The organism is Nonomuraea sp. B19D2 (genome assembly GCF_040137845.1).
Taxonomy (GTDB): Bacteria; Actinomycetota; Actinomycetes; order Streptosporangiales; family Streptosporangiaceae; genus Nonomuraea.
In genome coordinates, this window is record NZ_JBEFAK010000036.1 from 49,998 (window position 1) to 71,399 (window position 21,402).

21 protein-coding genes and 2 pseudogenes are annotated in these 21,402 nt (G+C 70.8%); 14 read left to right on the forward strand and 9 right to left on the reverse strand.

Annotation, left to right across the window (positions count from 1 at the left end):
- Window position 1: 1 nt before the first annotated feature.
- From ABN273_RS43240 to ABN273_RS43250, 3 genes are read left to right on the forward strand one after another with little or no spacing between them, the layout of a single operon-like run.
- Complete coding sequence (locus ABN273_RS43240; RefSeq protein WP_349455348.1) at window positions 2-2,539, forward strand: DUF4118 domain-containing protein; 2,538 nt, start codon at window positions 2-4, stop codon at window positions 2,537-2,539.
- Entirely contained in the window at window positions 2,536-3,204 is a 669-nt protein-coding gene (locus ABN273_RS43245) for a response regulator (RefSeq protein WP_349455349.1), read from the forward strand. The genes ABN273_RS43240 and ABN273_RS43245 overlap by 4 nt, the downstream gene beginning before the upstream one ends.
- A 30-nt stretch (window positions 3,205-3,234) precedes the next feature.
- The gene (locus ABN273_RS43250) at window positions 3,235-3,957 is read left to right on the forward strand and encodes a hypothetical protein (RefSeq protein WP_349455350.1); all 723 of its coding nucleotides are present in this window, start codon (window positions 3,235-3,237) and stop codon (window positions 3,955-3,957) included.
- Here ABN273_RS43250 and ABN273_RS43255 read toward each other — a convergent pair.
- The 4 genes and pseudogenes from ABN273_RS43255 to ABN273_RS59865 form a co-directional block, all read right to left on the reverse strand.
- A complete protein-coding gene (locus tag ABN273_RS43255) occupies window positions 3,954-4,154 on the reverse strand; it encodes a hypothetical protein (protein ID WP_349455351.1) in 201 nt (66 codons plus the stop codon). The two genes, ABN273_RS43250 and ABN273_RS43255, sit on opposite strands and share 4 nt — an antisense overlap.
- Before the next feature lie 20 nt (window positions 4,155-4,174).
- Window positions 4,175-4,312 (reverse strand): annotated as a pseudogene (locus ABN273_RS59860) (PepSY domain-containing protein); the annotation flags it as partial.
- The gene (locus ABN273_RS43260) at window positions 4,309-4,758 is read right to left on the reverse strand and encodes a PepSY domain-containing protein (protein WP_349455352.1); all 450 of its coding nucleotides are present in this window, start codon (window positions 4,756-4,758) and stop codon (window positions 4,309-4,311) included. The pseudogene ABN273_RS59860 and the gene ABN273_RS43260, both read right to left, overlap by 4 nt.
- A gap of 97 nt (window positions 4,759-4,855) precedes the next feature.
- Window positions 4,856-5,107: pseudogene (locus ABN273_RS59865) on the reverse strand (PepSY domain-containing protein); the annotation flags it as partial.
- A gap of 192 nt (window positions 5,108-5,299) precedes the next feature.
- Between ABN273_RS59865 and ABN273_RS43270 the strand changes: the two are divergent.
- The 5 genes from ABN273_RS43270 to ABN273_RS43290 all read left to right on the forward strand — a co-directional run bounded on the left by ABN273_RS43270 (window position 5,300) and on the right by ABN273_RS43290 (window position 9,207).
- Window positions 5,300-5,503 (forward strand): heavy-metal-associated domain-containing protein, encoded by a 204-nt coding sequence (locus ABN273_RS43270; protein WP_349455354.1) that lies wholly within the window; start codon window positions 5,300-5,302, stop codon window positions 5,501-5,503.
- A 56-nt stretch (window positions 5,504-5,559) separates the two neighbouring features.
- Complete coding sequence (locus ABN273_RS43275) at window positions 5,560-6,150, forward strand: hypothetical protein (RefSeq protein WP_349455355.1); 591 nt, start codon at window positions 5,560-5,562, stop codon at window positions 6,148-6,150.
- A 157-nt stretch (window positions 6,151-6,307) separates the two neighbouring features.
- Window positions 6,308-7,384, forward strand: coding sequence for an ABC transporter substrate-binding protein (locus ABN273_RS43280; RefSeq protein ID WP_349455357.1), 1,077 nt, complete (start codon window positions 6,308-6,310; stop codon window positions 7,382-7,384).
- Window positions 7,377-8,447 (forward strand): FecCD family ABC transporter permease, encoded by a 1,071-nt coding sequence (locus tag ABN273_RS43285; protein ID WP_349455359.1) that lies wholly within the window; start codon window positions 7,377-7,379, stop codon window positions 8,445-8,447. The genes ABN273_RS43280 and ABN273_RS43285 overlap by 8 nt, the downstream gene beginning before the upstream one ends.
- Window positions 8,437-9,207: an ABC transporter ATP-binding protein gene (locus ABN273_RS43290; protein ID WP_349455360.1), complete on the forward strand. Its 771-nt coding sequence runs from the start codon at window positions 8,437-8,439 to the stop codon at window positions 9,205-9,207. The genes ABN273_RS43285 and ABN273_RS43290 overlap by 11 nt, the downstream gene beginning before the upstream one ends.
- Before the next feature lie 153 nt (window positions 9,208-9,360).
- Here ABN273_RS43290 and ABN273_RS43295 read toward each other — a convergent pair whose 3' ends face one another.
- Window positions 9,361-10,077 (reverse strand): helix-turn-helix domain-containing protein, encoded by a 717-nt coding sequence (locus tag ABN273_RS43295; RefSeq protein ID WP_349455361.1) that lies wholly within the window; start codon window positions 10,075-10,077, stop codon window positions 9,361-9,363.
- 222 nt (window positions 10,078-10,299) lie between these two features.
- Here ABN273_RS43295 and ABN273_RS43300 point away from each other — a divergent pair, with 222 nt between their 5' ends.
- The 6 genes from ABN273_RS43300 to ABN273_RS43325 all read left to right on the forward strand — a co-directional run bounded on the left by ABN273_RS43300 (window position 10,300) and on the right by ABN273_RS43325 (window position 15,915).
- Window positions 10,300-10,539, forward strand: coding sequence for a hypothetical protein (locus ABN273_RS43300; protein WP_349455362.1), 240 nt, complete (start codon window positions 10,300-10,302; stop codon window positions 10,537-10,539).
- Window positions 10,540-10,558: 19 nt separating this feature from the next.
- Complete coding sequence (locus ABN273_RS43305; RefSeq protein WP_349455364.1) at window positions 10,559-11,383, forward strand: oxidoreductase; 825 nt, start codon at window positions 10,559-10,561, stop codon at window positions 11,381-11,383.
- Between the two features lie 98 nt (window positions 11,384-11,481).
- Window positions 11,482-12,375 carry an ABC transporter ATP-binding protein gene (locus ABN273_RS43310; RefSeq protein ID WP_349455365.1) on the forward strand — a complete coding sequence of 298 codons (894 nt, stop codon included), beginning with the start codon at window positions 11,482-11,484 and terminating at the stop codon, window positions 12,373-12,375.
- On the forward strand, window positions 12,372-13,997 hold the full coding sequence (locus tag ABN273_RS43315) for an ABC transporter permease (protein WP_349455366.1): 1,626 nt from the start codon (window positions 12,372-12,374) through the stop codon (window positions 13,995-13,997). Before ABN273_RS43310 ends, ABN273_RS43315 begins: the two co-directional genes overlap by 4 nt.
- Before the next feature lie 23 nt (window positions 13,998-14,020).
- A complete protein-coding gene (locus tag ABN273_RS43320; protein ID WP_349455367.1) occupies window positions 14,021-14,503 on the forward strand; it encodes a GNAT family N-acetyltransferase in 483 nt (160 codons plus the stop codon).
- Between the two features lie 41 nt (window positions 14,504-14,544).
- A complete protein-coding gene (locus ABN273_RS43325; protein ID WP_349455368.1) occupies window positions 14,545-15,915 on the forward strand; it encodes an SUKH-4 family immunity protein in 1,371 nt (456 codons plus the stop codon).
- Between the two features lie 204 nt (window positions 15,916-16,119).
- On the opposite strand, the gene ABN273_RS43330 is transcribed toward ABN273_RS43325, so the two are convergent.
- The 4 genes from ABN273_RS43330 to ABN273_RS43345 form a co-directional block, all read right to left on the reverse strand.
- Window positions 16,120-17,376: an MFS transporter gene (locus ABN273_RS43330; protein ID WP_349455370.1), complete on the reverse strand. Its 1,257-nt coding sequence runs from the start codon at window positions 17,374-17,376 to the stop codon at window positions 16,120-16,122.
- 21 nt (window positions 17,377-17,397) lie between these two features.
- The gene (locus tag ABN273_RS43335) at window positions 17,398-18,810 is read right to left on the reverse strand and encodes an AlkA N-terminal domain-containing protein (RefSeq protein WP_349455372.1); all 1,413 of its coding nucleotides are present in this window, start codon (window positions 18,808-18,810) and stop codon (window positions 17,398-17,400) included.
- 95 nt (window positions 18,811-18,905) lie between these two features.
- Window positions 18,906-20,480, reverse strand: coding sequence for an ABC transporter permease (locus ABN273_RS43340; protein WP_349455373.1), 1,575 nt, complete (start codon window positions 20,478-20,480; stop codon window positions 18,906-18,908).
- Window positions 20,477-21,367, reverse strand: a complete 891-nt coding sequence (locus tag ABN273_RS43345) for an ABC transporter ATP-binding protein (protein ID WP_349455374.1) — start codon at window positions 21,365-21,367, stop codon at window positions 20,477-20,479. Before ABN273_RS43345 ends, ABN273_RS43340 begins: the two co-directional genes overlap by 4 nt.
- Window positions 21,368-21,402: the final 35 nt, after the last annotated feature.

The following is a 21,402-nucleotide window of genomic DNA, read 5'->3' on the forward strand; positions in this document are numbered from 1 at the left end:
CGTGAGAGGGCGGCTGAGGGTCTACCTGGGCGCCGCGCCCGGAGTGGGCAAGACGTACGCGATGCTCGGCGAGGGGTGCCGGGGCCTGCAGCGCGGCCGTGACGTGGTGGTGGGCTTCGTCGAGACCCACGGTCGCCCCCGCACCGCGGCGCTGCTGGAGGACATGGAGGTGATCCCGCGCCGGACGCTGGTCCACCGCGGGGCCACGTTCACGGAGCTGGACGTGGACGCCGTCATCGCGCGCAAGCCGAAGGTGGCGCTGATCGACGAGCTGGCCCACACCAACGTGCCCGGCTCGCGCAACGTCAAGCGCTGGCAGGACATCGACGAGATCCTCGACGCCGGCATCGATGTCATCTCGACGGTCAACATCCAGCACCTCGAGTCGGTCAACGACGTCGTCCAGCAGATCACCGGCATCCCCCAACGCGAGACAGTGCCGGACGAGGTGGTCCGGCGGGCCGACCAGGTCGAACTGGTCGACATGTCGCCCGAGGCGCTGCGCCGGCGGATGGCCCACGGCAACGTGTACGCACCCGAGAAGGTGGACGCGGCGCTGTCGAACTACTTCCGCGTCGGCAACCTCACCGCCCTACGAGAGCTGGCCCTGCTGTGGGTCGCCGGCAAGGTCGACGACCAGCTCGACAGCTATCGCGCCGACCACGGCATCGCCGCCACCTGGGAGACCCGCGAGCGCGTGGTGGTGGCACTCACCGGCGGCCCCGAGGGTGACACTCTGGTACGGCGGGCGGCTCGCATCGCCGCCCGTACCAAGGGCGCCGATCTGCTGGCCGTCCACGTCACCAGCTCCGACGGGCTGGCCGGCGGCGACCCGGCCAACCTGGCCCGCCAGCGCACCCTGGTCGAGAGCATGGGCGGCACCTACCACCAGGTCGTCGGCGACGACATCCCCCGTGCGCTGCTCGACTTCGCCCGCGGCGTCAACGCCACCCAGCTCGTCCTGGGTGCCTCCCGCCGCGGGCGCTTCGCGCAGATCTTCTCCCGTGGCGTGGGAGTGGAGACCACGGCCCTGTCCGGCTCCATTGACGTCCACCTCGTCACCCACGAGGAGGCGAAGAAGGGCCGCCGCCAACCGGATCGCTCGCGCGCAGCGCTGGACCGTAAGCGCCGCATCATCGGCTGGGCCGTCGCGATCATCGGCCTGCCGCTGCTGACCGCAGCCCTGTTGCCCTTCCGCGACGTGCTCTCGTTGCCCAGCGAGATCCTGCTGTTTCTCTGCCTGGTCGTCGGCGTCGCCCTCATCGGCGGCACCTGGCCCGCCTTCACCGCCGCCGTCGGCGGGTCCTTGCTGCTCAACTGGTACTTCACGCCGCCGGTCGGGCAACTCACGATCTCCGACCCGGAGAACCTCCTCGCGCTGATCGTCTTCGTGCTGGTCGCCGCCGCGGTCAGCACGATCGTCGACCTGGCGGCCCGCCGTACCAGAGAAGCGGCCCGCGCCCGCGCCGACGCCGAGGCGCTGTCCACGCTGGCCGGGCACGTGCTGCGCGGCGAGGCCGCGCTGCCGTCACTGCTCGGCCGCCTGCGCGAGACGTTCTCCCTGGACTCGGTCACCCTGCTCGAACGCGCCGGCGAGCCCACCCCGGACGACCAGTCAGAGCCCGGAGCCTGGCGCATCGTCGCCACCACCGGAGCCACGCCGTGCATTGCCCCCGCGACCGCCGACACCGACGTGCAGATCAGCGACCGGCTGGTGCTCGCCGCCCGCGGCCGGCTGCTGGACGCCAGCGACCGACGGGTGCTGGAGGCCTTCGCCGCCGAAGCCGCCGTCGCGCTGCGCCAGGAACGCCTGCAGGAGGAAGCCGAGCAGGCCAAACCCCTGGCGGAGGCCGACCGGATGCGCACCGCCCTGCTCGCCGCCGTCAGTCACGACCTGCGCACCCCCCTGTCAGCGGCCAAGGCCTCCGTCGAGAGCCTGCGCAGCAAGGAGATCGATTGGTCGCCGGAGGATCGCGACGAACTGCTCGACACCGCCCAGGAGTCGCTCGCCCGGCTGGACCGGCTGGTGGAGAACCTGCTCGACATGAGCCGCCTGCAAGCCGGTGTGCTGGGCCTCTCCCTCCAGCCCCTCGCCCTGGAAGAGGTCGTTCCCCGCGCCATCGACGACCTCGGCCCGCTGCGCGACCGCATCGAGGGTGACATCTCCATCGACCTCCCCGAGATCGTCGCCGACCCCGCGCTGCTGGAACGCGTCCTGGTCAACCTCATGACCAACGCCGTCCGCTACAGCCCCGCCGACCAGAAGGTGCTGATCACCGGCAGCTGGCACGAAGACCAGGTCGAGATCCGCGTCATCGACCGCGGCCCCGGCATCCCGCCCGAGGCCCGCGACCGGGTCTTCCAGCCGTTCCAGCGGCTCGGCGACCGCGACAACGGCACCGGCGTGGGCCTCGGGCTCGCGCTCTCCCGCGGCCTGACCGAAGCCATGGGCGGCACCCTCGTACCCGAGGAGACGCCAGGGGGAGGTCTCACTATGACCGTCCAGATGCCCACCTCATCCCAGGCGGTGACCGCATGACCAAGATCCTCGTCGTCGACGACGAACCGCAGATCCTGCGCGCGCTGCGCATCAACCTGGCCGCCCGCCACTACGAGGTCGCGGTCGCCTCCGACGGCTCCTCCGCCCTGCGTGGTGCCGCCGAATGGCACCCGGACCTGGTGGTGCTCGACCTCGGCCTGCCCGACATCGACGGCGTCGACGTCATCCACGGCCTGCGCGGCTGGACCCGGATCCCCATCGTCGTCCTGTCCGGCCGGGCCGGCAACCAGGACAAGATCGAGGCCCTGGACGCGGGCGCCGACGACTACGTCACCAAGCCCTTCGGCATCGAGGAGTTCCTCGCCCGCATCCGCGCCGTCTCACGCCGCGCCGCCATCCACGAGGCCGACCTCGCCAGCATGCAGATCGGCGACCACACAGTCGACCTCGTCGGCAAGACGGTCTCGGGCGGGCTGCGGCTCACGCCCACCGAATGGCACATCCTGGAGATCCTGCTCCGCAACCCCGGCAAGCTCATCCCCCAGCGCCACCTGCTGACCGAGGTGTGGGGCAGCAAGCACGTCAAGGAGACCCACTACCTGCGTCAGTACATGGCCCAGCTCCGCAAGAAGTTCGAACGCGACCCCGCCCACCCCGTATACCTGATCACCGAACCGGGCATGGGCTACCGCTTCAATCCGTGACGTCCCCGCCGGCGGGGCAGACTGCTGGGCATGACCATCCTGAACCGACATGACCCTGCCGATCTCGTCCGCCGGCTCGCGCATGTCCGCTGGATCGCCGGAGGCACCGGCTCGGGCAAGAGCACTCTCAGCAGGGTCCTGGCCGAACGCCATGACGTGTTCGTGTATGACGGCGACCTCGCCGAACGTAGCCACGTGCAGCGGTGTACGCCCCAACAACAGCCCTACATGTCCGAACTGCTGCGAACACCCGTGGAGCGCAGATGGACGGGCCGCACGCCGGAAGAGATCTTCCAGAGCATGCCCAGTCTGTACGGCGAGACGTTCGGATTCGTCATCGAAGACCTGCTCGCCCTGCCGGCCGACCGGCCCGTGCTGGTCGACGACTTCCGTACGCTGCCCGCGTACGTCGCGCCATTGCTGACGTGGCGTGAGCAGGCCGTATTTCTGCTGCCGACCCCCGGGTTCCGTCGCCATGCACTGGGCACCCGATTCGCTGACCCGGACCGGGCACGAGCCAACTGGGGAGACAGCGACCACGCCCAGGCGTTGGCGAATCGCCTGGGCCGTGACGAGCTCTGGGACGCCGAGATCCGACGTCAAGCTGTCAAGCATGACGTGCCGGTCCTGGATGTCGATGGCTCTCAAGACGTCGCCGAGTCGGCCGGCGACCTGGCCGTGAGGTTCCTCCTGGCCAGGGAATCTGATATCAGGCGAGGGCGGGGCTCGGTCCAAGCGCGCGACCAGCACTAACCCATCCGGGAGCGGAGCCCGAGTACGGCGTCGATCACCAAGAACGCGGCCAGCGAGATGCCCATCAACGGCAGGAAGATCCCGACGACGACGGCGAGCAGGCCGAGCGGCGCCAGCAGAGCCCAGTGCACCTGTCTGTCGGCCGTGCGGGGATACGGCTTGCCGAAGCCGCGCGTGGGCCGCCTGCGCCACCACATGCGGTAGCGAGCACGATCAGGGTGATCAGGCCGATGGCCAGCACGGCCAGTAGGATCTGGTTGGCCAGGCCGAACAGCAGGCCCATGTGCCCGTCGATGCCCCACCGGGCGAGCTTGGCCGCCGGCGGGTAGTCGGCGAAGCGCAGCTCGGCCGTCACCTGGCCGGTGGCGGGATCGACCGCGACCTGGTCCAGGCGGGTGGGCGCGGTCTTGTCGATCTCCTTACGAGGTAGGGCTCGCCGGGTCCGGCGGGCCAGACGATCTTCAGCGGGCCGGACAGCCCTTTGCCGGCGGCCGCCTGAGCGACGCGATCCACCCCGACGTCGGCCACACCGGCATGGTGCCCGCCTGATGCTGTGTGCCCCGCGTGGTCGCCGCCCGAGAGGTTGAGCGACGGCGTGGTCCAGTTGAGCGCCGCGCGCAGTTCGTCGACGTTCTCTCCGGCGTACTTGGACCAGGTCAAGCCGGTGGCGGAGAGGAACAGCAGGCCGAGCACCGCCCACAGGCCGAGCGAGCCGTGCCAGACAGTGTGCGGCGCGGCCCGGACGCGGCGCGGTCGGGGACGAGGAGGTGGCGCCGGCTGCGGCGGCGCCGGATGATCCACAGGATGAGGCCGCGGGCAGGGCTCCGGAGCTGCCGTAGCTCTCCAGCGTGCCGCGTACCTGACCGGTGTGGGGATCGATGAAGACCGCCAGTTGTGTGCTTTCGGCAAGCCCCGGCTGGTTCATCAGCACTCGGGTGGTCTGGCCCGTCTCTGCGGCGGTTCGCACCGCCGTGACGGCGCCTTGGGGGTGTGCCGCGTGGGCGGTCGCGACCTGCTCGCTGAGGGGCAGGCTGGTCCGGCCGGCGGGCGCGGTGAGTTCGTGCTGGTAGACGATCTGCTCGAGCTGGAAGGACGTGGCGTACAGCAGGCCGGTGCATGCGGCGACGAGCAGGAAGGGCGCGATGAGGATGCCGGCGTAGAAGTCGCGCGCAAGAAGGGCTGACCGGCATGCACCCGGTCATAGTGCCATGTGGTCGTGAAATTGTGCAGAGAACGCCGAACGCGGCAAACGCGCCTGCAGCAGGTTGAACCCGGAAACCGCCGGCCGCGTATCTCCATCCACAGGCGGCGCTTGGCCGTTCCACTGGAAAGGTTCACGGCAATGACTCTGTCCGTCGCGGTATCGGGAATGAGTTGCGGGCACTGTGCCTCGTCGATCCGGCAGCAGGTCCTGCCACTGCGGGGCGTCGAGCGGGTGGAGGTGGACGTGCCCGCGGGCCGCGTCACGGTGAGCGGAGGACCGTTGCTTCAGGAGGCGCAGGTGCGCGCGGCGATCGTCGAGGCGGGCTATCAGGTGGTCTCCTGACGCGGCAGCCATCTGATCTCCAGACGGCGGTAGCCGTGTGGGAGGATCTGTCCGCGATGGGTCCGTTGTCGGTGGTGCGGTGGGTGCGCGCGGCGAGCTTCGCCGGTACGTGCGCCGCCCTGGCCACGCTCGGACACCTGGCCGGCGGGGGCTGCTTCGACCCGGTGGCGGCGCTGAGCGGTTTCCTGCTCGTCCTGCTGCCCGCGCTGGCCCTGACCGGGCGCGAGCGCACCCTGGGCGGCATTCTGCCCGCGACGGCTCTGTCGCAGGTCATCTTGCACATCCTGCTCGGCCAGGCTTCCCCGCACCACGCGATGGCCCCCGTTCCGGGCATGGAGCAGATGCACCACGCAAGCCCCTCGACCTTGGGGATGCTGCTCATGCACGCGGCGGGCGTGCTGGTGACCTCCGTGTGGCTGCGGTGGGTCGAGGCGGGACTGTGCGCGCTGGTCCGGCAGCTGGCCGGCTGGGTGCTGCGCCCGCTGCTGGTCCTGCTTTTCATGGTGGCCGGGTGGACTTCTCCCCGGCCACGAGCGATTCGGTACGCGGGCGAGGACGAGGCCGCGCGTATCCGGCTCTTCCTGAGATACGCCCTTGTGCAGCGGGGACCCCCTGGAGGACAGGCCGGACCCGCAGTGTTCGGGTGAATCGGTGATCGTGTGCCGGCTGTCTGAGCCGGCTCTTCCTTCCTGGACGTCGCGCCATGGCGGCATGCCCGGGACCGGCCGATCATCGTCGTTGCCGACTGCGGGTTCCACCGGTGACAAGCCAGTACCTCCAACCCCGTAGAGAGCACACACACCGATGAACCTTTGTCGTCTGCTCCGACTGCCGGCGGTCGCACTCGTTGCCCTGACCGCGGCCGCTTGCGGCGCCCCCGAGGGCGCGGCCGGAGCGCCGGCCGCCGCCGTCACGGCACCCGCCGGCCGGACCAGCTACCCTCTGACCTTCGACAACTGCGGCACGAGGGTCACCTTCCAGCGGCCGCCGCAGCGCGTACTGATCCTCAACGGCACCAGCGTGGGCGAGGTGGAGAGCTTCATCCTGCTCGGCCTCGACAGATCCATCCTGGCCAACGCCCAGAGCTACGGCGTCTCCGACGATCCGTCGATGATCGCGAAGATCAAGGCGCTGCCGACCGGCGGGCTGACCATGAACAAGAACTTCGACGTCCCCGCCGAGCAGGTGCTCAAGCTCAAGCCCGACCTGGTGGTGTCCACCTGGTCCGGCGGGTTCGACGCCAAGAAGGGGTTCGCCACCCGCGAGCAGCTCGCCGCGGCCGGGATCACCTCGCTGGTCAATCCGGTCAACTGCGCCATGGGCAAGCCCGAGGCGACCGCGGAGGAGCAGCGCGCCTTCCGCAACCAGTCGATCAACTCCTCGCTGGAGTTCATCAGCCTGCTGGGGCGGGTGTTCGACGTTCAGGAGCGCGCGCTCGACCTGATCGGCAGGGTGCGCGCCCGCGTGGCGGCCGTACGGACCCGCGTCGGCGAACTGCCTCCCAAGAAGGTGCTGATCGCCTACCCCGGCATGTCGATGATGAACGCCAACGGGCTGCCCGCCGTGATGACCGGCGGCATCTACGACGACGTGATCAAGGCCGCCGGCGGCGTCAACGCCTTCGCCGGCCAGACCTCGGACGTGACCCGTACGCTCAACGCCGAGCAGCTCGCGACCGCTCAGGTCGACGTGCTGGTGGTCGGGCTGTTCACCCCGGAGGAGAACGGGGACGAGGCGGCGGCCAAGCTGTTCACCGCCTACCCGCACTGGGCCGCTTCGAAGTCCAGGACGTACACGGTGGTCTCCGACGGCGTGTATCTCGGCCCACTCAACGCCTGGGCCGTGGAGAAGATCTCCAAGGTGGTCCATCCCGGTGAGTGACAACCTGACCTCCCGGCGCCCGCATCTCGTCTCGGGGCCGGCGACCGGGCTGCTGCTGGCCGCACTGACCGCCGGGCTGGTCGCGGCCCTGGTGGTCGGCATCTCCGTCGGCTCGGTCAACCTCCCGCTCGGCCAGGTCTGGGGCGTGGTCTGGGCGCACATGTCCGGGCGGGGCGCGCAGGCGGACCCGCTGCTCAGCCAGGTCGTCTGGGAGATCCGCACCCCGCGTGCGCTGCTGGCCGCGCTCGCCGGAGCCGGCCTGTCGGTGGCCGGGGTCGCGCTGCAGTCCCTGGTGCGAAACCCGCTCGCCGACCCGTACGTGCTGGGCGTCTCCTCGGCGGCCTCACTCGGAGCCGTGCTGGTCCCCGCGCTGGGCAGCACGGTCCTGGCCGGCTCGCTCGGCGTCACCGGCGCCGCCTTCGCCGCCGCCATGCTGTCGGCACTGCTGGTGTACGTCCTGGCCCAGCGCGCCGGGCGGCTGCTGGACTCCTGGCTGGTGCTGACCGGGGTCGCCGTCGGCTACCTGTGCACGGCGGCCACCACGTTCGTCCAGCTCCAGCTCAACCCGACAGAGCTGCAGGGCATGATGTTCTGGCTCATGGGCAGCGTCGCCGGCGCGTCCTGGACCGACCTGGGCGTGCCCGCCCTGCTCATCGTCGCCTGCCTGGTCTGGCTGTCGCTGCAGGCCCGCGCGCTCAACGCGCTGCTGGCCGGCGAGGAAGCCGCCATCGCCATCGGCGTGCCGGTGCCGACGCTGCGGGTCGGGCTGCTGGTGGCCGGGTCGCTGCTCACGGCCACCGTGGTGAGCGTCGTCGGCGGCATCGGCTTCATCGGGCTGATGATCCCGCACGCGATCCGGTTCGTCGTCGGCGCCGACCACCGCCGCGTGCTGCCCGTGTCCCTGCTGGCCGGAGCGCTGTTCCTGGTGCTGGTTGACCTGGCCGCACGCATCGCGGACCGGCCCAACGAGCTGCCCGTGGGCATCTTCACCACCGCACTCGGCGTGCCGTTCTTCCTCTGGCTGCTGCGCCGCCGATCGAGCGGAGGCGCCCATGCGGCTTGACCTGGCTGGCGTCAGCGCCCACATCGACGCCCGTCCCATCGTCAACGACGTCCACCTGACCGCCGGGCCCGGCGAGTTCGTCGCGCTCGTCGGTCCCAACGGCAGCGGCAAGTCCACGCTGCTGCGTACCGTCTACCGGTCGCTGCGCCCGTCCGGGGGCGCGGTCCGGCTGGACGGCCACGACCTGTGGCGGATGCGGCCCCGCCAGGCCGCCCGCCACCGGGCCGTGCTCCCCCAGCACAACCAGGTCGCCGACGGACTGTCCGTCGCGGAGGTCGTCGCCATCGGCCGCCACAGCCACAAACGGCTGCTCGACCGGGACACCACGGCCGATCGCGTGGCGGTCATCACGGCGCTCAAGCGGGTCGGCATGGACTGGGCCGCCGACCGGCTGATGACCACCCTGTCGGGAGGGGAACGGCAACGCGCCCTGCTCGCCCGCGCCCTGGCGCAGGGGGCGCCGCTGCTGGTGCTCGACGAACCCACCAACCACCTGGACGTCGGCTCGCAGCTCCTCCTGCTGGACCTGATCCGCTCCCTCGGCCTCACCCTGCTGGCCGCCCTGCACGACCTCGACCAGGCCGCGGCCTACGCCGACCAGGTCGTCGTCCTGCGCGACGGCCGGGTCGCCGGGCACGGCCCGCCCCTGGAGGTGCTGACACCTGCCTTCATCGAGGAGGTCTTCGGCGTACGCGCCCACGTCGGCCCGCATCCCATAACCGGCCGCCCGCACATCGCCGTCGCCTCGCCGGCGCCGTAGAGGCGCTTGTGACCCCTCACCTCCCTCCGGCGTGCTCCGTGGGCATGGGCCGAAGCCGACCTGCGAGTTCAGGGACGCTCCGCGCCATTTCGTCCGCGAGGGAGGTGACGGTGGCGGTGACGGCGGCGCCGAGGGCGCGACGCAGCTCGAGCATCAGGTATCGGTGTTCACGTCCCCGGAGCTGGCGAAGGTTCGCCGGTAATGCTCGGCCGCCTGGGCCATGTCGGAGCTGATGAGCTCGAAGAACCGGCTTGCCGTCTGGAGCCGGGTGCCTGCCGGGGTGTGGGCGCCCAGGACGTCGACGCCTTCCCGGACGGTGTCGGCCCACAGCATCATCCCCCGCACGCCCACCAGCCACGCCCGGTACCAGACGTCGACGTCTATGCTGTATCGCTCGCGCCGGTTGTCGCGCTCGCGCCTGACGAGCCCCACCTGCTCGAGCCAGCCGACGCCCTTGGAGATCGACGCGGGGCTGACCCGCAGCCGCTCGGTCAGGTCGGCGACGGTCATATTGCCGGTATCACTCGTGAACAGGCAGGCCATCACCCTGGCCGCCATCGTCGGTATCCCCCCGAACGTCGCAACGAGTTTCTCCTCGAGTTCCCGTACGGCCTGGGGATCGCGCCCGTCGCCGTCCGCGGTCGCCGGCGTACTCAGTGGCGGGCTCGGCCGACGGCGGGCGCGCCATCCGGCCGCCTGCTGTGCCCGGGTCGCACGGTAGCCGTGCGGGCCGCCGTTGCGTGCGATCTCGCGGCCGACGGTCGACCTCGGCCGCCCCAGGCGACGGGCGATCTCCGCATAGGTGAGCCCTTCCGCCAGCCCTTCGGCGATCTTGCGGCGGTCCTCGTACGTCAGGTGGCCTCCCGGCATGCGCCCTCCCGGCACTCCTCGTCGGGCACGCACAAGTATGCATCCAGGCATGGTTCGTTGCGTCATGACGCTGAGCTTGTTGCATTTGCACACACTGTTGTTGCGCCAATCATTCCGTCCTGAGCTGCGCAAACGCCATTTACAACTTGCCGAATTCGCAAACGCATCCTTAGCTTTTCCTGGTGCGTGAACGATCGCCGTTCTCGCGGAGGGAAACCCGAAATGACCCAGCCACATCCCGCGCCCGCGCTGCCGACAGAGCGCACCACGGAGCGCCCCGTCTCAATCGCGGCGGCCAACCGCGACCCGAAGCGCTTCGCCGACCCGGACACCCTCGACTTGCTCCGCTCGTCCGGCCGATTTCCGGCCCTCCGCCTGGCCGTCTCGCCGGCGGACCTGGCGCTGCACACCGACATGACCGTCTACGGCGTCCACCAGCTCCCGGTCGCCTGGGACGCGTAGCTTCCTAGGAGACCCTGACATGGCTGCCAAGATATGCCTCGTGACCGGCGCCTCATCCGGCATCGGCCACGCCACCGCACTCGAGCTCCTGCGCGCGGGACACATCGTGTACGGCGCGGCGCGCCGGTTGCACATGATGGGGGCGATCCGCGAAGCGGGCGGTCACCCCCTGCAGATGGACGTGACCAAGGAGGAAGACCTCCAGCGGGTCGTCCGTACCATCCTGGACGAGCACCAGCGGATCGACGTCCTGGTGAACAACGCGGGAGCCGTGGTGCACGGCGCCGTCGAGGACACGCCGCTGGAGCTGGCGCGAGGCGAGTTCGAGATCAACGTGTTCGCACCGGCCCGGCTGACCCAGCTGGTCCTGCCGCAGATGCGGGAGCAGCGGTCGGGCACGATCGTGAACGTGTCCTCGATCGGCGGCGAGATCGCCCTTCCGCTCGGCGCCTGGTACTACGCCTCCAAGCATGCCCTGGAGGCCTTCTCCGACACGCTCCGCATGGAGACCCGGCAGTTCGGCATCGACGTCGTCGTCATCCAGCCGGGCATCATCAAGACCGAGTTCGAGGCCGGGACCGCGCGGCAACTGCGGGAGATCTCCGGGAACGGGGCCTACCGGAAGATGGCCGAGGCCATGGCAGCTGTTGTCGAGGCGCCGGTGGGCCACCAGAGCGACCAGGCCTCAGATCCCGGTGTCGTCGCGACAGCGATCCTGCGGGCCGTCGAGTCGGACCAGCCGGAGACCCGTTACGTCGTGGGCTGGCAGGCCGAGGCCCTACTCAACCTCAACAGGTCCCTTTCCGACCGCGAGTTCGACGCGCGCGTCACCGGCTTCGCCTGAGCCGACCGCCCTTGTGAGGCGGCCTTCACCTTCCCCGTCGAGGAGTTCAAGGGTCACCTCCTCGCCGTGCCGACGAGACCCGCAATTGGGAGAAACCCATGACCCCTGCTATCTCCATTTCCGGGCTGGTCAAGGCGTACGGGCCGGCGCGCGCCCTCGACGGGCTCGACCTCACCGTGAACGCCGGAGAGGTGCACGGCTACCTTGGCCCGAACGGGGCAGGCAAGAGCACCACCATCCGCATCCTGCTGGGCCTGATCCGGGCCTCCTCCGGCACGGCCAGGTTGCTGGGCGGCGACCCCTGGGCCGACGCCGTCGCGTTGCACCGGCGGCTGGCGTACGTGCCGGGCGATGTGGAGCTGTGGCCCAACCTCACCGGCGGCGAGGCCATCGACGTGCTCGGCCGATTGCGCGGCGGACTCAACGACAAGCGCAAGAACGAGCTGATCGAGCGGTTCGAGCTCGACCCGAAGAAGAAGGCGCGGACGTACTCCAAGGGCAACCGGCAGAAGGTCGCCCTCGTCGCCGCCCTGTCCGCAGACGTGGAGCTGCTGATCCTCGACGAGCCCACCAGCGGGCTGGACCCGCTGATGGAGGCGGTGTTCCAGCAGGTCGTCGGCGAGGCCAAAGCCGCCGGCCGGACCATCCTGCTGTCCAGCCACATCCTCGCCCAGGTCGAAACCCTCGCCGACCGGATCACCATCATCCGGGACGGAAAGGTCGTGGAGTCGGGGACCCTGGCGCAGCTGCGGCACCTGACCCGGACGGCGATCGTGGCCGACACCGCCACCCCGGTCACCGGCCTCAACCAGATGCCCGGCATCCACCACGCGACCGTCGAGGGCGGAAGCGTGCGGTTCAGCGTGGACGCCGAACACCTCGACGCCGCCATCCGGCACCTCACCACATTCGGCCTCAACTCGCTGGTCAGCCACCCGCCGACGCTCGAGGAGCTCATGCTTCGCCACTACGCGCACAAGGAGGCGGCATGACCACCACGCTCTCCGAGGCGCGCAGCCGTGCCGGATCCAGACCGGCGGGCAGCCACCTGACCGGCACCGGCGCCATGGTACGGCTGGCGCTGCGCCGCGACCGGATCAAGCTCACCATCTGGCTGGTCGCCATCACGGTCATGGTCCCGCGCTTCTACAACGCCGCCGTGAGCGCGGTCGTCCCGACGCCTGAGGCCCTGGCCGAGGCCTCGCAGATGATCCGCGTCTCCTTCATGAGGGTGCTCGGCGGACCCATCTTCGGCGACGTCACCACGCGAAGCTACTTCCTGGCCGCCTACTGGGTCGAGTTCCTGCTGGCCGCCGCGATCATGAACATGATGCTCATCACCCGGCACACCCGGGCAGAAGAGCAGACCGGCCGGGCCGAACTCATCCGGGCGGCCGTCGTGGGCCGGCACGCGCAGCTCACCGGGGCGCTGATCACCGCCTTGATCGGCAATGCCGCGCTGGCGGTCCTCACCGCTGCCGCGACGGTCAGCATCGGGTTCCCCGTCGGCAGCGCGCTGCTGTTCGGCGCCTCCCTCGCCGCGGTCGGGCTGGTGTTCGCCGCGGTCACCGCGGTCGCCGTCCAGGTCACCGAGCACCCAAGAGGCGCCAACGGGCTCGCGGGCATCGTGCTCTTCACCGTCTGGCTCTTGCGCGGCGCGGGGGCGCTGCAGAGCCAGGAGGGCGGTCCGCTGTTCTGGTTGTCCCCGATCGGCTGGTCACAGCAGACGCGGGTGCTGGCCGACGAGCGCTGGTGGCCGCTCGGCCTTTCGCTGCTCCTCGCCGGGTTCCTGGTCGTGGGCGCCTACTCCCTGTCGAGCCGCAGGGATCTCGGCGCCTCCTTGGTGGCCCCGCGTCCCGGCCGGGCCTCGGCGCCTTCCTGGCTGCGCACGCCGTTCACGCTCGCCCTGCGCCTGCAGCAGGCGGCCATCGTCGGGTGGGGGGCCGCGTTCCTCGCCATCGGCCTCGTCCTGGGCGCCATGACCGGGGGGATGGAGCAGACGAATCTCCCCATCTTCTCCGCCGACGCCGACTTCGGGCGAGCCTGGATCAGCCTCATGGTGTTCACCGGGTCCCTCTACACCGGCGTCTTCGCGGTCCTGTCGGTCATCCGGCTCCGGGCGGAGGAGGTGCGCGGCCGTATCGGCCCCGTGCTGGCCGGGCCGACCGGGAGATCGGCGTGGTACTGGTCGTCCCTGCTGGTCACCGCGCTCGCAGTGGTCGTCCTGCCGGCGGTGTACGGCGCCGCGCTCGGCATCGGCGCCGCCCTGTCGACCGGCGATACCGGCCTCGTGGGAGAGGTCTTCCGGGCGAGCCTGATCCGCGCCCCGGAGGTGCTGGTGCTGCTCGCCATCCCCGCCGCGCTGCTCGGGCTCGCCCCAAGGGCCATGGCCGCGTCCTGGGCCGTGCTCGTGTACAGCGGGTTCGTGCAGGTCCTGGGGTCCTACATGAAGATGCCGGAATGGGTGGTGAACACGTCGGTGCTGTCCCACCTTCCCTGGCACCCGTTGGGGGCCTTCGCCCCGGTGGCCACGGTGGTGCTGACCACGATCGCCGCGGTGCTGACGATTCTCGGTCTGTACGGCCTGCGCCGCCGCGACCTCGCCTCGGGGTAGTGCGTCACGAATATCGTGGCCGCGTGGACAGGATCGACACCCCCGTACTCGTACTCCTCCCGTTGCGCCCTGAGCACGCCGGCGAGATGGCCGCCGTGCTCTCCGACCCGGGCCTGCACACGTTCACCGGCGGGGCCCCGCTCACCGCGCAGGAGCTGCGCGTTCGCTACGAACGACTGGCCGCCGGGCCACCCGGCTGGCGCAACTGGGTGGTCTGGTGGCGTGCGGAAGAGCGCCTCGTCGGGTACGTGCAGGCGACGATCGACGGCAGGTCCGCCGAGATCGCCTGGGTGATCGGGACGCCCTGGCAGGGCCGCGGGCTGGCCACCGCGGCCGCCAAGGCCCTGGTCGGCCACCTCGCGAAGGAGGGGATCGGTACGGTCATCGCGCACATCCACCCTGACCATGCGGCCTCGGCCGCCGTCGCCACCTCAGCCGGCCTGCGCCCCACCGACCAATGGCACGACGGAGAGGTCCGCTGGGAGCTCAAGATCCCCTACGCTTAGGGGCTCTTGAGCTGATGTCCTCGACGACAAGGTGCTGAATCGTGGTCACGCACGAAGAAATGGTCGAAGCGTTCGGTGACGAAGGCCTGCTGCTGATGGACGCCGAGCGGTGCCGCGAGAAGGGCCTGTCGGAAGCGGACACGCGGATCCTGTCCGAGGTCGGGCTGCCGGTACGCGCGGATCTGGCCTTCACCACCTTCATCGCCGCCGAACCGCGGGTGGGCTCTCTGGTCGTGTTCAGGACGGGCAACGGCGAGGTCAACGTCCTCACGCTCGGCGGGACGTCGGGGGATACGGGCATGCGCTACTTCCTCGACATCCAGAACGGCGTCGTCGGCCTGCTCTCGATGGACGAGAAGCCGCAGGCGGAAAAGGTCAACAGCTCCCTGGAGAGCTTCGTCGAATTCCTTTACCGGCTCAGACTGCGCCAGCAGGCATTGAACGGGGAGTCCCCGGAGGCGGGCCAGAGCTACACGCAGGAGTTGTGGCTTTCGCTGAAAGAGCGCGATCCGGATGCTTTCCGCGATGCCGAGGCCTGGTGGTCCATGGTGATGGACACCCTGATGAACCGGAACTACATCGCCGAGGCACGCGCGTTCCTCGAACAGCGCCGCGCGGAGATCGCCGACACGCTGGCCGACGCGATCGAGGAGGCCGCCACTCCGCCCCGGTCGCAGCGCGACGGTTTCGACCAGGCTCTCAGCCGGTTGGAGAACGAGGGCTGGCAGATCGTCGACGCCGGGCTTTTCGCCTCCGACACCGAGACCAGCGGCCTGCTGAGCCCGGCCGACGACCTCGACGGCCACTTCGCCCCGGACGGCGCACTGGTCAGGGATGTGCCCATCGCCTGGCGGGGCGGGCTGCCCTCCAACATCCAGGCGGCGTTCGCCCGGGAGGGCCTGGTGGTCTCCGTTCCCGGGCAGGCGGACCGCGAGGATTTCGACGCGCTGCTGGACATGGACGCCGAAGAGCTGGGCAAGCAGGCCGACGCCGCGATGGACGCGCTCTTCGCCGCCGTCCACGGCCTGAACAAACCGGAGGAAGGGGTCGTGACCTGCCTGTCCGCCGACCGTTCCTCCGACCTGTGCCGGATCGTACGGGCGTTCGACCGGCTCGCCGCGCGCGGCTACGTCGCCGAGCCGGATCTCTGGCCGACCGCCTCCGGAGCCTGGCAACAGGTCCACGAGGCGACCCCGGCCGGGGAAGCGCCCAAGGCCGTCTTCTGGACCACCCAGTCGCACACGTCCTGCTTCGACGCCTACGGCGATCTGGTGGACGAGCTGGCGCTGCAATGGGCCGGCGACCGGGACCTGATCGCGGACGTCCTGGCCGACACCGGACTCGTGGTGGAGATCCCGCAGCACGACGATGTCGCGTTCCTGCTTCGCCCGGCCGGTGATCCGCAAGGGTGATGACATGGGGCGTCTTCATCCACAGGCTGTGTGCGCCGGTTTGTGGATCGGAGCGCGGAGGGTTCCCGGGTGGCACCGGGGTCCGTCAGGCCCTGCTTTTGCGGTATCTGCCGGGGTTGGCGCCTCGCTGGGTGGTCGGCGGTCGGGCGTCGGTGGCGCTGGTGAGGGCCGCGGCCGGATGGAGTTATCCACAGGAGGAGTCGGTTATCCACAGTTGTGGAGTCCGCGTCCGTCCGAGGGTTCAACGTCGTCTTCTCGGGCGCCCGTCTGAGCGGGCTCGTGGCTTTCGCGTACGAGTAGCAGGGCGAAGGCCGGGAGGGCGGCCAGCGCGGTCATCAGGATCACGGCTCCCGTCAGGTTGCCGGTTACCAGCAGCGGGGTGACCAGGGCGGCGCCGATGGGCGGGGTGGCCTGCATCATCGTGCGGAAGACGCTGAAGACGCGGCCGCGGTGGGACGGCGGGATGCGCTCCATGCGCAGCGACTGCGCCCAGACGGTCATGGGTGCGCTGAACGCGCCGATGACGAGGAAGCCCGTGGCCACCGGGATCCAGTCAGGGGATCCCAGGGCTGCCAGGAAGCCTGCCGCCGCCACCAGCTCGACCAGCGCGATCGCGACGAGCCTGCCGACCCTGGGGCGCCAGGCGCCGGCTGCGAGACCGCCCAGAAGTTCGCCCGCTGACAAGGCGACCATGAGGAGGGAGAGAGCGGCGCCGTCGCCAGGGAGGCGCTCCTTGGCCAGCCAGGGGGCGACGACCATGGTCATCGCGCCTTCGGCGATGTTGAACGCCATGAAGGCCAGCGTGGTGCTGACGAGCACCTTGTCGCGGAAGACCGTCTTGGGGGCCGTTCCGGTTTCTGGCTTTTCATGAGGGCGAAGGGGGCGACGGATCAGGGCCACGGCCGTGGCGAAGCAGGCGTAGGTGGCGGCGTCCAGGGCCAGGATGTTCGCCGGGCCGAGGGTGTCCAGGAGAGGCGCGGCCAGGGTGAAGCCCAGGATTCCCGACAACGAGTAGCTGACGGATTCCAGCGCGTTGGCGGCGTCGCGTTCCTTCGGGGCGACCAACTCGGGGATGGCGGCGGGAACGGCGGCCATGGGGAGCATTTTCAGCAGGCCGTGGAGGGTGGCGACGAGGAAGGGCAGCCAGGCCGGCACGGTGGCGACCGCCGCGGTGAACGGGATGGACCCGACCGCGACGCCGCGCAGGACGCTGTCGGCGATCAGGGCCGTCCGCTTGTCGAACCGGTCGAGCGGCGGGCCCGCCACCAGGCCGCCGACCAGGACCGGGGCGGTGTAGCAGACAGCCAGGATGCCCATGTTCGCCGTCCCGTTCGGCTGGGCCAGGACGAGCCAGGAGAGGGCGACGAACGTCATGCTGTCGCCCATCACGGAGACGGACGCGCCCAGCCACAGGTTGCGGAAGTCGCGCCTGCGTTTGAGGAGGGACAAGTAGGCCGACACGGAGGGGGGTTCCTAACGAGCTCAAGGTTTGGTGAATGTCGTGCTCAGGTGCTGCATCGCGTACGAGCGCCACGGGCGCCAGCGCCGCGCGTGCTTCGCCGTCAGCCCGAGGCGACGCAGCCCCTCCCGCACGGCTGGGTCTGAGGGGAGGAAGACGTCGGGGTCGCCGAGTGCCCGCATCCGGATCCGGGAGACGGCTTCCGCGCTCACGCCCGGTAGGGCGAGGAGTTCGCGTTCGGACCGGTCGCGGTCGGCTCCGGGGCCAAGGTGGAGGACGCCGGTGAGCAACGCCCGGGCCAGAACGATCAGCGGCGCCGGCGCGTCCGCGTTCGCCAGCGCCTCCATGCGGGGGAAGGCGTGGGTGACGCTGCCGAGGGCGGCCGGATCCACCGGTGGCAATGGCTGGGACAGCGGCGTGCCGCAGCTGCGGACCAGCTGCGTGAGGAGGGCTCTGCCGTTGATCGTTTCCTCGTTCAGGATCGCGCGTACCGCCATCTCCGCCGCGTCCACGTGGCCGGGCACCCGCCGGCCCTGACCCGCTGCCACCGCGGGCGCCAGGAGAGGGTCGCGGGTGAGGTGGTCGGTGATGTCGCGCGGGTCGGCGTCCAGGTCCAGGAGACGGCGGCAGCGGCGCACTGCCGCCGAGAGATCCTTCAGGTCCTCCAGGTGCAGCTCGCAGGAGACGTACGAGTCCGCGGGGCGCAGGGTGACCAGGCCCAGGCCGTGAGGGAGGTTCAGGGGACGGCGGTAGCAGTCGGCCGTGGCGTCCTCCAGCCCGGGGATCGCTCGGGCGGCGAGAAAGGCGAACAGGGCCGTCAGGTCCAGAGGCGGGCGGTAGGCGAGGCGCAGGCGGAGCGCGCCCGGGGGACGGCCGGTGGAGCGGGCGCCCCGCAGGGCGGTGGGCGTTGTGCCGTAGACCTTCCGCATGGTGTCGTTGAACTGGCGGATCGTGGAGAAACCGGCCACGAACGCTATCTCGCTCGCGGGCAGGTCCGTGGTTTCCAGGAGCGTCCTGGCATTGGCCGCCCGCTGGGCCCGGGCCAGCGCTTGCGGGCCGGCGCCCAGGTCGGCCGTGAGCTGGCGGTGCAGCTGGCGTTCGCTGTAGCCGAGCCGGGCGGCCAGGCCCGCGACCCCTTCGCGGTCCACGAGGCCGTCGGCGATCAGCTGCATCGCACGGCCCACCACGTCCGCCCGCACGTTCCATTCGGGGGAGCCGGGTGTGGTGTCGGGCCGGCAACGTTTGCAGGCGCGGAAGCCTGCCTCCAGGGCGGCGGCGGAGGACGGGTAGAAGCGCACGTTCCGGCGTTTGGGGAGCGCGGCGGGGCAGCTGGGGCGGCAGTAGATGCCGGTGGTCACGACGGCGACGAAGAACCGGCCGTCGAAGCGGCCGTCCCGGCTTCTGAGCACGGAGTACGCGTCCTCGTCTGTGAGCATGCGGTCCACTCTTCCGGCCGCCGGGCCGTGCCCACTAGTGACGATCGGACATCAACGGTCAGGCGCCCAGCAAGCCCAGGGGCCCGTGCGTCGTGTCAGCCCAGGTCGCGGCTGCGCAGGCGGATCAGCGCCGCGGCGGTGAGCAGTGCGGCCAGCGCCAGGATCACGGTCATCGGCGCCGCGCTGAACGGCTCCCCCGAGACCGTGTTGGGCGTGTAGTGGAACGGCTCGATCCGGCTCCACCCCCACAGCCCGATCAGCGGCCCCATCAGGTCACCGACCACGATCACCACGCCCCAGACCGTCCACGAGAGCGCCACCGACACCCGCGGCAGCACCCCCACGGCGAAGGCAGCGACCGCCCCCACGAGCCAGGCCGCCGGCACGTGCTCGAGGGCCGCCTGCAACATCCTGCCCACCGCCGGTTCGCCCATGATCAGCGTGTAGACCAGCCCCGTGACGAACCCGCCGAGAGCCAGCAGCACCAGCGTGCCGAGCGCGCCCACGACCAGGTGCGCCACCGCCCACCGGAGCCGGCTCACGGCGGTGGACAGCAGTGCCTCGGCGTGGCCGGAGTGCTCCTCCTGATGCAGCCTGAGCGTGGCGAGCACGGGGTAGAGCGCGACCGTGTACGCCAGCAGGAGCACGATGATCCACAGGTACGCGTCCACCGGATCCCCCGACGGCCCTCCGTACCGCTGGAGGAACGCGTCCAGCACCCACCCCGGCTGTTTCGCCAGGCGGGGCGCGACGCTGCTGAGGCTCGAGAAGAGCGCCGCGGCCGCCGTCACGCCCACGGCCCACTTCGCCAGCATGCCGCGCTGCAGCCGCCAGGCCAGGCTGAACGGCCCCGTCAGGTACGGCCCCGTGGCGGGCCCGGGGCGTACGGGGAGCAGGCCCGAGTCGAGGTCGCGACGCGCGGACAGCCCGTACGCGAGCACCAGCAGCACCGCGGTCGCCACCAGCGACACGATCAGGACCCACCACCGGTCGGTCCCGTAGGGCCGGACCAGGTGGCTCCAGCCGAGCGGCGACAGCCGCGTCAGCAAGCTCACGCCGGAGGCGTCCCCGAGGTAGCGCAGCACGTAGGACACGCCGAGCACGAGCAGCCCGAGCGTGGTCGCGGTACGCGCGGCCTGCGCCAGCTGCGAGGTCACCGCGCCCACCGCGGCGAAGACCCAGCCCGCGACCGTGATCGCGGCCCCGTACGCGAGCGAGCCGGCCGCCTCCATGCCGATCGCGATGAGCACGGCCGAGGTGAGCGCCCCGGCGAGCAACGCGGCGCCGGCGGCGGTGACGAGGGCCGCGGTGAGCGGCGCGGCCCGGCCGATCATGCCGGACAACATCAGCTCCTGCCGCCCGGACTCCTCCTCCGCCCTCGTGTGCCTGATGACGATGGTCAAGGCCATCCAGGCGGTCAGCAGGAAGAGCAGCCCGCCGCTCCGCCAGGCCGCCATCGCGCCGACCGAGGGCTCGGTCACGGGGCCGCCGAGGCCGAGGAAGATCGGGTTGGCGGAGATCACCCGCGCGTACGTGCGCAGCGCCTCCGGGGTGGTGAAATAGCCCTGGATGTAGGAGACCAGGCCGGCGCCGAGCAGGACGACGGCGAGGATCCAGACGGCCGAGCGCACGCGTTCCCCGCGGACCGCCAGCTTGAGCAGCAGAGTCATCGCGCAGCCCCCTGGTAGTGCCGCAGGAACAACTCTTCCAGGCTCGGCGGGCTGCAGGTCAGGCCGCGTACGCCGATGGCGGACAGGCGGGCGAGCAGCCCGTCGAGCGCGTCGGAGTCGGCCTGGCAGGTGAGGCGGCCGTTCTCGACCAGCACGTTGTGCACGCCGGGGAGGTCGCGAACCGAGCCGGGGGAGCCCACCAGATCGGCGCTGATCGAGGTTCGGGTGAGGTGGCGCAGGCCGGAGAGGGTGCCCGACTCCACGGCGCGCCCCGCGCGGATGATGGTCACCCGGTCGCACAGGGCCTCGACCTCGGAGAGTATGTGGCTGGACAGCAGGACCGTGCGGCCCGCCCGCTTCTCCTCCGCCACGCTCGTGCGGAAGGCCTTCTCCATCAGCGGGTCGAGGCCCGAGCTCGGCTCGTCGAGGATCAGCAGCTCGGCCCGGGAGGAGAGCGCGGCGACCAGCGCGACCTTCTGGCGGTTGCCCTTGGAGTAGGTGCGGCTCTTCTTGCGCGGATCGAGCTCGAACCTGTCCATCAGCTCGGCGCGGCGCCGCTGGTCGAGCCCGCCTCTTGCGCGGCCGAGCAGGTCGATCACCTCGCCCCCGGTGAGCGTGGGCCACAGGGTCACGTCGCCCGGCACGTACGCCAGCCGCCGGTGCAGCTCCGTGGCCTGCCGCCACGGGTCGCCGCCGAGCAGCCTGACCGTGCCGGAGGTGGCCCGGATGAGGCCGAGGAGGATGCGGAGGGTCGTGGACTTCCCCGCGCCGTTCGGGCCGAGGAAGCCGTGCACCTCGCCGGCGCGTACGGACAGGTCGAGCCCGTCGAGTGCGCGGGTCGTCCCGTATGACTTCGCCAGTGCGGCGACCGAGATCAAGTCGTCCATGGGGTTCCTTGTGAGAAGGCATGGCGAGATCGCGG